At 56.8% G+C, this 12,021-nt stretch carries 10 protein-coding genes; 3 read left to right on the top strand and 7 right to left on the bottom strand.

Annotated features, from left to right (window positions below; all coding sequences use genetic code 11):
- Positions 1-47: 47 nt before the first annotated feature.
- On the bottom strand, positions 48-590 hold the full coding sequence (locus tag DRW39_RS02460; RefSeq protein ID WP_116105392.1) for a 3'-5' exonuclease: 543 nt from the start codon (positions 588-590) through the stop codon (positions 48-50).
- Positions 591-627: 37 nt separating this feature from the next.
- The gene (locus DRW39_RS02455) at positions 628-945 is read right to left on the bottom strand and encodes a LytR/AlgR family response regulator transcription factor (protein ID WP_157975877.1); all 318 of its coding nucleotides are present in this window, start codon (positions 943-945) and stop codon (positions 628-630) included.
- A 181-nt stretch (positions 946-1,126) separates the two neighbouring features.
- Between DRW39_RS02455 and DRW39_RS02450 the strand changes: the two genes are divergently transcribed.
- Positions 1,127-1,936, top strand: a complete 810-nt coding sequence (locus tag DRW39_RS02450; RefSeq protein WP_116105390.1) for a PhzF family phenazine biosynthesis protein — start codon at positions 1,127-1,129, stop codon at positions 1,934-1,936.
- Here DRW39_RS02450 and DRW39_RS02445 read toward each other — a convergent pair.
- The 4 genes from DRW39_RS02445 to DRW39_RS02430 form a co-directional block, all read right to left on the bottom strand.
- On the bottom strand, positions 1,896-2,423 hold the full coding sequence (locus DRW39_RS02445; protein WP_116105389.1) for an Lrp/AsnC ligand binding domain-containing protein: 528 nt from the start codon (positions 2,421-2,423) through the stop codon (positions 1,896-1,898). The genes DRW39_RS02450 and DRW39_RS02445 overlap by 41 nt on opposite strands.
- Entirely contained in the window at positions 2,420-3,001 is a 582-nt protein-coding gene (locus DRW39_RS02440) for a hypothetical protein (RefSeq protein ID WP_116105388.1), read from the bottom strand. Before DRW39_RS02440 ends, DRW39_RS02445 begins: the two co-directional genes overlap by 4 nt.
- A 31-nt stretch (positions 3,002-3,032) precedes the next feature.
- On the bottom strand, positions 3,033-5,939 hold the full coding sequence (locus DRW39_RS02435; protein WP_116105387.1) for a leucine--tRNA ligase: 2,907 nt from the start codon (positions 5,937-5,939) through the stop codon (positions 3,033-3,035).
- 87 nt (positions 5,940-6,026) lie between these two features.
- Complete coding sequence (locus tag DRW39_RS02430; RefSeq protein ID WP_198664761.1) at positions 6,027-6,911, bottom strand: pepsin/retropepsin-like aspartic protease family protein; 885 nt, start codon at positions 6,909-6,911, stop codon at positions 6,027-6,029.
- 247 nt (positions 6,912-7,158) lie between these two features.
- Here DRW39_RS02430 and DRW39_RS02425 point away from each other — a divergent pair, with 247 nt between their 5' ends.
- A complete protein-coding gene (locus DRW39_RS02425; RefSeq protein ID WP_116105385.1) occupies positions 7,159-8,787 on the top strand; it encodes a CTP synthase in 1,629 nt (542 codons plus the stop codon).
- A 1-nt stretch (position 8,788) separates the two neighbouring features.
- Here DRW39_RS02425 and metK read toward each other — a convergent pair whose 3' ends face one another.
- On the bottom strand, positions 8,789-10,045 hold the full coding sequence (metK, locus tag DRW39_RS02420) for a methionine adenosyltransferase (RefSeq protein ID WP_116105384.1): 1,257 nt from the start codon (positions 10,043-10,045) through the stop codon (positions 8,789-8,791).
- A gap of 47 nt (positions 10,046-10,092) precedes the next feature.
- Between metK and DRW39_RS02415 the strand changes: the two genes are divergently transcribed.
- On the top strand, positions 10,093-11,994 hold the full coding sequence (locus DRW39_RS02415) for a heparinase II/III family protein (protein ID WP_157975876.1): 1,902 nt from the start codon (positions 10,093-10,095) through the stop codon (positions 11,992-11,994).
- Positions 11,995-12,021: the final 27 nt, after the last annotated feature.

The following is a 12,021-nucleotide window of genomic DNA, read 5'->3' as shown; positions in this document are numbered from 1 at the left end:
CGAGAGAGTCGCATTTAAGTCCCCGCCCCAGACCAGGTTGGATATTCTCAATACCGCCACATATCCAGCAACTTGCGAAAGACCTTGACCGTATTTTCGGCATCGTCCAGCGCCCGGTGTTGCTCCCCGGTCCATTCAAATCCTTCGTGGCGCACGGCGGAAGCCAGGCCACGCTTTTTGGGAAGGCCGCGTAGGTCCCGGTACTGGGCCTTGAGATTGATGTGGGGCTCCAGCCATCCGTCATCGAGATCGTGCAGCTCGCAATCGCGTCGCAGCTGGCGCTGATCGAAATCTCCCCAGGCAGCGAGCACGTAGGGATCGGGTTCGGCGGTGACCCAGTCACGAAAGGCCCCTATCACCCGGGAAAAGTCTCGCGCTCGGTCGATATCCGATTGCTCGATCTGGGTAAGCCGCCGGCAGAAGTAGCTGAGCTGGGGATGAAGGATCGGCTTGATGAGGCGGCTAAAGGCGCTGCCGACTTCCCCGAAGGCATTCACCTCGTAGGCACCGATTTCAATAGTTTCCTGCACCATGCCAGGAGGGCGTCCCTCCCAGCAGGTGGCTTCGATGTCGTACACGATGAATCTCACAGAGGGAGAACGGCTACCCCATAACTACGTTCAATGTCTACAGACGGGGCATGCGGCTTTTGATATCGGCATGGTATGCCTTGCCCATTTTTAGCTGCTGGTCGGCTAGCTGTAGTACGCCGTCCGCGAAACTCACGCTTTTGACCTGGGCGAAATTGACTAGGAGTCCGCGGCTGGCCCGCACGAAGTGGGTGCTGTCCAGTTCGTCGGCTATCGTAGCCAGGCTGCGCTTAATGGCAAACCGCTTATCGCGGGTCTGGATGTAGGCGTAGTTGCCGTCGGCCTGGATGTAGTGAATGTCCCGTAGGGGAATCTTAATATAGGTTGTCCCTTCCCGTAGGAATAGGTGATCCATGAGATGTGTATTGTAAGAATTCATAAGTTTGGCTTCATCAAAGTGAATGTATGCGCCGCAGAGCTACAGATTTAGACGGTCAATCATCCAAATAGTCACTCTAAGCACCCATAGTCCGTACGATGAAACGTTGGCTATGGATTGAATTGCAGCGTTTAATCAGTTATTTTAAATATTGTTTATGCATAATCTCCCTTTATACCAGGTTGACGCCTTCACCGACAAGCTATTCGGCGGTAATCCGGCGGCCGTGGTGCCCGTTCCCGAATTCCCCTCGGATAAGCTCATGCAACAAATTGCCGCGGAGAATAATCTGTCCGAAACGGCTTTCGTGGTCATCCGCGGCAAAGGGAAGTTCGATATTCGGTGGTTCACCCCCGCAAGTGAGGTACGCCTTTGCGGTCATGCCACGCTTGCCGCCGCTCATGTCCTGTATCGGTCCGGTGGAAAAGATCTGGAAAGGCTACGCTTTAAGACCAAGGCAGGGGAAATCATCACCGTCGACCCGGACACCGACGAAGGCTCCTACACCATGACCTTTCCGGCCGACAAACCAAAAAAGGTCAAGTCATCGAAAAAAGTCCGCGGCGCGCTCGCCGGACTGAAGCCGGTCTCGGTGTACGAAGGCACTGACGACCTCATCGTCGTGTTGGAAGACCAACAGCAGGTCGAGAGCCTGAAACCCAATCACCACATCATCGCCAAACTAAAACAGCGCGGCCTGATCGTCACGGCACCCGGCAATAAGGTGGATTTTGTTAGCCGCTGCTTCTATCCGGTCCAGGGAATCGAGGAGGATCCCGTCACCGGTTCGGCCCACACGGTTCTCGCTCCGCTATGGGCCAAGAAACTGAAAAAGAAAAAGCTGACGGCGCGTCAGCTGTCGTCACGGGGTGGTCGGCTGTACTGTGAAATGCGCGGAAAAAAAGTCCGCATCTCGGGGCAGGCGATTACCTACCTGGCCGGTCAGGTGCTACTGGATCGTCTGTAGAACGTAGCTCTTCCAGCTCCTCATTAGTGACCACTTGCACCGGGCGCTCGAACGTTTGTTCCAGACTGATGAAGGTTTCCGTGCGCTGGATGCCCTCGAAAGCCTGAATACGCTGCAAGACCTCACGCAGGTGGTCGGTATCCCGGCACACCACCCGGGCGAAAATGCTGTACACGCCCGTGGTATAGTGGGCGGATACAATTTCGGGTATGCCCCGCAGGTAATCGGCGGCCTGCTCGTATAGTCCGCTTCCTTTGAGGTAGATGCCCAGGAATGCGCTGACGTCGTAGCCAAGCCGGGTGTGATCCACGACCAGGGTTTGCCCCTGGACGATGCCGGCGGCGATCAGTTTATTCATGCGCACGTGAATGGTCCCACCGGAGACGAAGAGCTTGCTCCCCAACTCCGTATAGGGTCGCTTGGCATTTTCCATGAGCAGGGCCAGGATCTTGCGGTCCAGATCGTCCAGTTCGTAAGCAGGTTTCATAGCGTAGCAGCTTTTGGCGTAACGGAAAAGGGAAGCTTCTCCCCCGTCTGCGATCCGGCTACGACTAATCGTACGCCGGGTTCGAGTTCTTCCTCCACGGCGTCCCGTACCGTGATCAGATAATCATTCTCCCGGTCCGGCAATTCCAGCCACAGCAGGCAGACCACCCGTCTGGGATCGGCCACTCTCCGATTGGCTTCGGCCCAGAATCCATAGTGACCCGCCGTTGAAAGCCCCCCCCAAAGCCGGGACCAGAGCCACAGCAGACGACCATACCACCTTCTTTGCATGGCCCGGTCCATCAGCCGGATCAGCCGTCCGGTATCCACAAATTTTTTACCTACCTGTTTAGCTATGTGGTCTGGACCGCGCCGGGGGGTAAAAGCGCGGCCGAGTCGTCGCTGAAAATTTTTCACCTCCACGAGCCAGAGATCCCCGGCCGGAGCCAGGCATAAAAAGTCGACCCCCTTCAGTCCGAAGCCGCTCAGACTGCGGTAGGCAGCCGTCTGATCGAACTTACGGACGGACCAATTTTCCGGAAACTCAAACCGGAGATCGCTTTCTATGAAAGTATTCACGGAAGCCAAAATACGCGCCGATCACTTATTACTAGCCCACTACGAAATTGACCATTCGCTTAGGTACTACAATAACCTTGCGAACGGCTTTACCCTCCAAATATACCTGTACTTGCGCATCCGCACGGGCGGAGGCCTCGATATCCTGGCGGGATGCTTCCACCGGAAAGTCCAGCGTCAGGCGAGTTTTGCCATTAAAGGCAATCGGATAGGTGATGCTATCTTCAACCAGGTGGCGCTCCTCGAATTCCGGCCAGGCAGCATAATGCACGCTTTCGGTACCGCCCAGTGCCCGGTAAAGTTCTTCCGAAAGGTGGGGGGCGAAGGGAGCAATGAGCCGGACCATCGGTTCAAGCACGGCCCGTTTATTACACTTCAGTTTGATCAGGTCGTTGGATGCCACCATGAAGGCACTGACGCAGGTATTAAAACTCAGCTTTTCAATGTCTTCGGTAACCTTTTTGATCAGGGTATGTAAAACTTTCAGCTCTTCCCGGCTCGGCTCGTCATCGCTAACGCGTAACCGATCTCCGTCGCCGACGAACATGTTCCAGAAGCGGCGCAGAAAACGGTATACGCCGTCGATGCCCGAGACGCTCCAGGGTTTTGCCTGATCGATCGGTCCGAGAAACATCTCATACATACGGAAGCAGTCCGCACCGTAGCGGTTGCAGATGTCGTCGGGGTTGACCGCGTTGTACTTCCGCTTCGACATCTTGCCCTGTTCGGCACTCAGTTCAAGGTATTGCCGACCTTCCTTATCCAGCGACCAGGCGAACGCGGCGCCCTGCTGTAAAATGGTTCGGAAATAGGCGGCATCCTGGTGGTCGAGCCGTTGGGCCTCTTCTACATCCGTGTGGTAGAGCCGGAAACTGCTTTCGTTATTCACGGAAGTTTCGGTTACGAAGCGTAGCGGGGTAAGGCGCCTGCCCGTGCTCTCATCGAGCACCAGGTGACCCTTGCCGATCCCCGGCACTTCCAGCGGGCTGCCCTCAGCCGTGTCGCTGCTGACCCACACGGGATGGCGTTGCCCGTCATCGGTAAGCAGAATCCCCAGGTGGATGTAGCTGATCGGTCCGCCGATCATCCCCTGGTTGAGCAGCTTCTTGTACGGTTCGCGTGTGGGAACCTTCCCGAGGTCATAAAGAAACTTATGAATAAGCCGGCTATAGAGGATGTGGCTCACCGCATGCTCCGCCCCCCCGACGTAGAGATCCACGTCCTGCCAGTAGTCCACCGCGTCCGTCCCGACAAAGGCTCCGTCGTTGTTGGGGTCCATATACCGCAAGTAGTACCAGTTCGATCCCGCCGTGGCCGGCATGGTATCGGTTTCCCGACGACGATCTCCGTGCTGTATCCAATCTGTCGCTCGTTCTAGCGGCGAGGCACCGTTGACGGCCCGGAAGTCATCCATTTCCGGCAACTCTACCGGTAGATCGGCGGTAGGTACCCGGTGGGGAATATCCTGTTCGTCGTATTCGATCGGCCAGGGTTCCCCCCAGTAGCGCTGGCGACTGAATACCAGGTCGCGAATACGGTAATTGATCTGCCGCTCGCCCCGACCCATCGCTTCGATACGTTCGGTGGCCGCATCGATCGCTTCCGGCACCTCCATGCCGTTCATGAAGTCGGAGTTGATGATCCGCCCAACCTTATCCTTCAGCGTGGCGCCGGGATAGTCCGTCTTGTCGACCACGTCCACGATGTCGATGCCAAATTTCTGGGCAAACCGTTTGTCGCGGTCGTCGTCACTGGGTACGGCCATGATCGCTCCGGTGCCGTAGTCCTTGAGGACATACTCCGCGATGTAGATCGGCACCTCCGCCTTGTTGAACGGGTTGATGGCGTAGGCCCCCGTAAAGGCTCCGGTGACGCGGTTCTCACTCATGCGGTCCAGCTCACTCCGCCTGCCGACGTAATCGAGATACTCGTCGATTATCGTACGCTGGTCTTCGGTGGTCAGGGTATGCACCAAGTCGTGCTCCGGTGCGATCACCATGAAGGTGGTACCGTAGATCGTATCCGGCCGGGTAGTGAAAATATCCAGTTTCCCATCGTGGCCTTTGATGTCGAAGTGGACCAGCGCCCCCGTGCTTTTCCCGATCCAGTTCAGTTGTTGGGCCTTGAGGCCTTCACTGTAGTCGACTTCGTCCAGCCCGGCTAGCAGTCGTTCCGCGTAAGCCGTGATGCGCAGACTCCACTGTAGCATCGGTCGCTGCTCGACCGGGTGATTGCCCCGTTCGCTACGCCCGTCCTTCACCTCGTCGTTGGCAAGCACCGTACCCAGTGCCTCGCACCAGTTGACGTAGCTCACGCTGCGGAAAGCCAGCCGGTAATTCATCAATACGTCGCTACGCTGCTTTTCCCCCATTTCCGCGAATTCCGCGGCCGTCAGGCTTAGCGGTTCGGTCTGGGCGGCGTCCAGGCCATCGGTCCCCTGGCGTTCGAGATGTTCGACCAGTTCCGCGATGGGCCGAGCTTTGTCGGCGGTGCGATCGTACCAATGGTCGAACACTTCGCCAATGATCCACTGCGTCCACTTAAAGTAGTTGGGGTCGGAGGTATTAACGCTGCGGTCCCAGTCGAAACTAAGCCCCAGTCGTTCCATCTGTTCCCGGTAGCGGGCCGTATTGACGGCGGTAGACTCGGACGGGTGAACCCCGGTATCAATAGCATACTGTTCGGCCGGCAGGCCAAAGGCATCAAAACCCATAGGGTGCAGCACGTTATACCCCGCCTGACGCCAGTAACGGGCTACGATATCCGAGCCGATATAGCCCAGCGGATGGCCGACGTGTAGTCCCGACCCGGAGGGGTACGGGAACATGTCCAGGACGTAGTATTTCGGTTTATCGGTTTGATTAAGAGTGCGGTAAGTCTTGTGCTCTTTCCAGTACGCCTGCCATTTTTGGTCAAGGTGCTGTACGTCAAATTTCATGCGGCCATGCTTAGTGAGACAGGCAAAGGTAAAGCATTGCGACGGGGCGCAGGATAAATGAAAACCAAGAACCGGAAGGTTGGTAACTTACCAGATATAGATCCGGCGGCGGCGGTAGTCAATCCCTACCGTGTACTGGCTAAGAAAGGCCGAGCCAAGGATGCCGGCAAGTTCGCGGCCGTTCTCGCGGAGGTGGCTGAGATCCATCGCGACCAGGGAAATATCCCGCTCTCCGCCATCGAATTCTTCCGGCGTGGGTAAAGAGAAAATACTGGCTTCTACCGCCCGACCGTCAAGTCCCTGAATATTCATGGCGCCGCCGGTGGGCTCCAGGGCCAATTCACGGGCGACCGACTCGTCGACCAGGTTACTTCCGGCTCCGGTATCGATGGCAAAGTTGTAGCGCTTTCCTTCGATACGTATCCGTACGATGGGCAAATGATCGACCAGACTGAATCGTAATACGGCTCGGGGCGTGGCCTGCCCGTGCGTTGGTGAGCGTTCGGATGGTAATAAGCGAAACGAGCGGTTGGCGTAATCGATGCGCAGTTCTCCATCGTTCAGCAGTTCGTAGCCCACCATACCGTCGATGCGCTGACCGACGCGGCGTTCCATATTCCGCAGGTCCAGGCCAATCGCCCAGTAATTTTCGATCGTCCGACCCACCATTTCGAACTGAGCTACCCGATGGTCCGACAAAGCCACCTCTCCGCCGGATCCGTAGCCGGTGTAGTTGCTTCCGGCGGCAGCCTGGCCCCGCGTATTCATCACCAGGGTGGGCGCACCGGTATCCAGGATAAATTTCCCGGGGGCACCATCCACCATTGCTTCGAAGAAAATGAGATTCCGGTCGAAAGTGAAAGACTCGGCGGTAGGTACAGCGTCTTCCCGAGCCACCGTACCGCGTTCCAGGGCGGAGGAAGCACGCAGCAGGTTGACCGTTCGTTGCGCACTCAATACTTGTCCGGCCAATAGTAAGGGCAGGAAACAAAGGATTGACCGAATTGCGAAACGTTGATTTAACATGACGAGCGGATACTGGTCTAAAGTTAACGCATAATTTACATAGAGTTAACATAGCTGCTAGGAGATTAACTTATACGTCCTCCTTTTTGTTTCGCCGACCGCCTGCAAGACTTTTCGTACCGACAATCAAAGTGACTGATCCGCCGGCATTCCCCTCCCCGTTGTGTACCTTTGTGTCCCGTAATCTTTGAATATGACCAAGTACATTTTCGTTACGGGCGGGGTGACATCTTCCCTCGGTAAAGGCATCATTGCCGCCTCGTTAGCTAAACTCCTGCAGTCCCGGGGCTTATCCGTTACCATCCAGAAATTCGACCCCTACCTCAACGTAGATCCCGGCACGCTCAACCCCTATGAGCACGGGGAGTGCTACGTTACCGACGACGGCGCCGAGACGGATCTGGACCTCGGTCACTACGAGCGGTTTCTAAATACGCCGACCAGCCAGGCCAATAATGTAACTACTGGTCGGATCTATCAGAGCGTCATCGAAAAGGAGCGTCGGGGCGACTACCTGGGAAAGACCGTCCAGGTTATCCCCCACGTGACGGATGAGATCAAACGTCGCATACAATTGCTCGGCAACACCGGGGAATACGACATCGTCATCACGGAACTCGGCGGTACGGTAGGTGATATCGAAAGCCTTCCCTACCTGGAAAGCCTACGGCAACTGCGCTGGGAACTGGGCGTAGACAACTGCCTGACCGTCCATCTTACGCTCATCCCCTATCTGGCCGCGGCCAAGGAACTGAAAACGAAACCTACCCAGCACAGCGTCAAAGAGTTGCTGCAAACGGGTATTCAGCCGGATATCCTGGTAGTCCGCACCGAGCACCAGATCGACGACTCCATCCGGCGCAAGCTGGCCTTGTTCTGCAACGTTGAAAAGAGCTGCATCGTAGAGGCGCTGGACGCTTCCACGATCTACGACGTCCCGCTGCACATGCTAAAGGAGGGGCTCGACGCGACCGTAATCAGCAAACTCCGGCTGCCGGACCGCAAGGCGCCCGACCTGAGTCGCTGGAAGGACTTTCTCGGTCGGTTGAAGAACAGCACCCACGAGGTCACGATAGGTTTGGTTGGTAAGTATAACGAGCTACAGGACGCGTACAAGTCCATTTACGAAGCCTTCATTCACGCCGGAGCCGTCAACGAGTGCAAGGTCAAGGTCGTACCCGTTCACTCCGAGCACCTGGAGGGTGACCCGCGGGATGTTGCTACTTACCTGAAGGACAAATTCGATGGCATCCTCGTGGCCCCGGGCTTTGGCGAGCGCGGGATCGAGGGGAAAATCGAGGCCGTGCGTTACGTACGCGAAAATCACATCCCGTTCTTCGGCATCTGCCTGGGAATGCAGTGTGCCGTGGTGGAATTCAGCCGGAACGTGGCGGACATTAAGGAGGCCGGCTCCTCGGAAGTGGACGACCTCTCCGAGGCCCCCGTCATTGACCTGATGGAAGATCAAAAGAACATTGCCACCAAGGGCGGCACCATGCGCCTCGGAGCTTACGACTGTAAGCTACAGGCGGGCACCAAAACCGCTCAGGCGTACGGGAAGACGGAAATCAGTGAGCGGCACCGCCACCGGTACGAATTCAACAATGCCTACCTCGAGCGGCTGACGGAAGCCGGTCTGATCATCGCCGGGGTGAACCCGAAAACCAACCTTGTAGAGGTCATCGAGATTGAGGATCACCCCTACTTCGTAGGCGTGCAGTACCACCCCGAACTGAAGAGTACGGTGGAGAACCCCCACCCGCTCTTCGTGTCATTCGTCAAGGCCGCTCTGCAGCGGAAGATGCGTTTGGAACGCGAATAGTTTACAGGCCGAAAGCCTCCCGAATGCGGTCGACGTAATCGAGTTTTTCCCAGGTGAAGGTTTCGACCGTCATGGTTTTGGTCTCCCCCGAACCGTTGCGGAACGTCATCTCCTTCGTTTCACTTTCCCGACCCATGTGACCGTAGGCGGCGGTATCCAGGTAAATCGGATTGCGCAGTTTTAGCCGCTGCTCGATCGCATAGGGCCGCATATCGAAGATGGTGGCCACCTTGCCGGCTATTTCGGCATCGGTCTGGTCGACCTTCGCCGAGCCGTAGGTATTGACGTAGATATTGGTGGGCTTTGCTACCCCGATCGCGTAGCTCACCTGGACGAGGACTTCTCCGGCGACACCGGCGGCCACCAGGTTTTTGGCAATGTGACGGGTGGCATAGGCTGCCGAGCGGTCTACTTTGCTGGGGTCCTTTCCGCTAAAGGCTCCGCCTCCGTGCGCTCCCTTGCCGCCGTATGTATCGACGATGATCTTCCGGCCCGTTAGGCCGGTGTCCCCGTGGGGACCGCCGATAACGAATTTGCCCGTCGGGTTAACGTGATAAGTGATCGTATCCGTAAAGAGCTTCTGCAGGTCAGGGTGAAGCTGATCGCGGACGGCAGGGATGATGTAGTCGATGACATCCTGCCGGATCGTGGCCAGCATCATTTCGTCCGAACCGAAGGGATCGTGCTGGGTAGAAACAACGATGCTATCGATGCGGATCGGCTGGTGGTCGTCATCGTATTCGATCGTGACCTGGCTTTTCGCATCGGGACGCAGATAAGGCATTTTACCAGCACTTTTCCTGCGCTCCGCCGCCAATTCCTTTAATATGCGGTGGCTGAGGTCCAGCGCCAGCGGCATATAGTTTTCCGTTTCGGCCGTGGCGTAGCCGAACATCATACCCTGGTCTCCGGCCCCCTGTTCCTCGGCGGACTTCCGCTCTACTCCCTGGCTGATTTCGGGCGACTGCTCGTGGATAGCCGACAACACGCCGCAGCTGTTGGCTTCAAACATGTATTCCGACTTGGTGTAGCCGATACGCCGGATGACGTCGCGCGCCAGATCCTGTACGTCGAGGTAAGTACTGGACTTCACCTCTCCGGCCAGAACGACCTGCCCGGTAGTCACCAATGTTTCGCAGGCCACCTTGGAATTCGCGTCGAAGGCGAGAAAATGATCGACGAGGTTGTCGCTGATTTGGTCGGCAACTTTGTCGGGATGGCCCTCCGAAACGGACTCGGATGTAAACAGATATGGCATGAACTCAATTTTGTGGAAAGTCGCGCAAGGTATGTATTTTGTCCGATGTGCATGCTTGTAAAACCAGGCCCTGGACGGCGCTCTGTTTCTCCCTGAGCCTCTTCCTACTATCCTTGCCCTGCCTCACGCAGGAAGCCCCCGAATTATCCCATCCGAGGCTTTTCCTCACTGTCGACCAACTTGAATCTTACAGGAAGCAGGTGGCCCGGGACAGTCTATTCTCATCCCTGAACCACCGCCTGCTGGAAGTGGCCGACGGCATGCTATCCCTGCCCCCCGAAGACCGGCAAATGATCGGACGGCGATTACTCACTTCCAGCCGGACCGTGCTGAAGCGTGTACTGCATCTGAGCTATGCCTTTCGCATGACGGACGACCGAAAGTATTTCGAACGGGCGCGGCGCGAGCTACTGCACGTTGCGGCTTACCCCGATTTGAATCCCGATCATTTTCTAGACGTAGCGGAAATGGCCACGGCCCTGGCGATAGGCTACGACTGGTTGTACGATGCCCTGAGCGAAAGCGATCGAACGACCTTGACGCGGGCCACATACGATAAGGCGATTCGGCCCGCGCTGGATAAGCCGGGATGGTGGGTAAGCACGACCAACAATTGGAACCAGGTATGCAATGGCGGGCTGGGCGTGGCGGCCATTGCATTTTACGAGAATTTTCCAGCGGCGGCGGATTCACTCATACAACGCGCACTGACGTACCTACCCCTTGCATACGCGCAATACGCACCCGACGGTGCCTACGCGGAGGGGGCCGCTTATTTCGAATACGGGACGAGTTTTCATGCGCTGTTCTTGGATGCGCTGCAGATGAACTACCCCGGCGAAGAAGCCTCCAGCGTTCCCGATTACTTTCGCGACAGCGGCAATTTCCTAGTCCAGATCCGAGGTCCGGGGGGCTACTATAACTACGGTGACAGCCGCACCACCGAGGGGCTTTCAACCAGCGTGTTCTTCCTGGCCGGTATGAGCAAAGATCCGGGATCGCTCTACTATCAATATCCGCTGCTGAAACGTATGGCTACGGTAGGGAGTAAATTACCCGCCACCGGAACGGGTAATCGCCTCCTGCCTTTAGCACCAATCTGGCTGGCGCGAACCGGGTATCAACGGGGCAACGACCCGCCGTCCGCCACCACTTTCACTTCCGCCGGCATGAATCCGATCAGTGCCTACCGGACCAGCTTTTCAGATACGGCAACGTTCGTAGCCATGAAGGGTGGGACGCCATCCATGAATCACGGCCATATGGATATTGGGAGTTTCGTACTGGACGCCGGTGGCCGGCGTTGGGTTATGGATCCCGGCATGCACGATTACGAAGCCCTGGAAAGCCATGGGTTAGCAATTTTCGACCGATCCCAGTCCGGTGAACGCTGGCTGGTGAACCGGTACACGAACTATGCGCATAGTACGCTGACCGTAAACGGCCGGCATCAGCGGGTGGACGGCTTTGCCCCCCTGCACCGGCTAAACCTGGCGGATGGATGGCGGGGCACGCGGATAATCATGGACTCCGTTTACGTCCCCGATCTCGCGGCTGCATCCCGAACCGTGGCACTCCACCCGGCGGGTGCGGTATTGGTTTCCGATACACTTCGGGCCCCGACCGACACGGCGGCGGCCATCAGGTGGAATCTTTTAGTCGGCGACAACATAACGCTTCTGGATGGCCAAACGGCGGTTCTGAAACAGCAGAACCGGGAGCTGACCGCCAGAATACTGCAACCTGCTGATGCTGTTTGGAGAATCAAATCCAGCCAGCCTGAATTACCCTTCGAGCAAGGTTTACCGAATACCGCATTGTTAGGTTTGGATGTGAGCGTTCCGAAGAATGAAGAGCTGCGGATTAGCGTCCTCATCACGAAACCTTCTCAGCTGGTAGAGAGTGGTAAATTGGCTCGCGCCCTGCTGAACAAGCTGCCTCCAGAATGACTATCATTGGCAGCATCAAAATTACCC

It is taken from the genome of Lewinella sp. IMCC34191 (assembly GCF_003390935.1).
GTDB lineage: Bacteria > Bacteroidota > Bacteroidia > Chitinophagales > Saprospiraceae > Neolewinella.
Note: the sequence above shows the minus strand (reverse complement) of the source record. Positions and strands in the feature narration are given on the sequence as shown.

Coding starts and splice junctions, on each gene's coding strand:
- DRW39_RS02445 (WP_116105389.1), bottom strand. CDS start 2,423: ATGAAACCTGCTTACGAACTGGACGATCTGGACCGCAAGATCCTGGCC.
- DRW39_RS02425 (WP_116105385.1), top strand. CDS start 7,159: ATGACCAAGTACATTTTCGTTACGGGCGGGGTGACATCTTCCCTCGGT.
- DRW39_RS02435 (WP_116105387.1), bottom strand. CDS start 5,939: ATGAAATTTGACGTACAGCACCTTGACCAAAAATGGCAGGCGTACTGG.
- DRW39_RS02455 (WP_157975877.1), bottom strand. CDS start 945: ATGGATCACCTATTCCTACGGGAAGGGACAACCTATATTAAGATTCCC.
- DRW39_RS02450 (WP_116105390.1), top strand. CDS start 1,127: ATGCATAATCTCCCTTTATACCAGGTTGACGCCTTCACCGACAAGCTA.
- metK (WP_116105384.1), bottom strand. CDS start 10,045: ATGCCATATCTGTTTACATCCGAGTCCGTTTCGGAGGGCCATCCCGAC.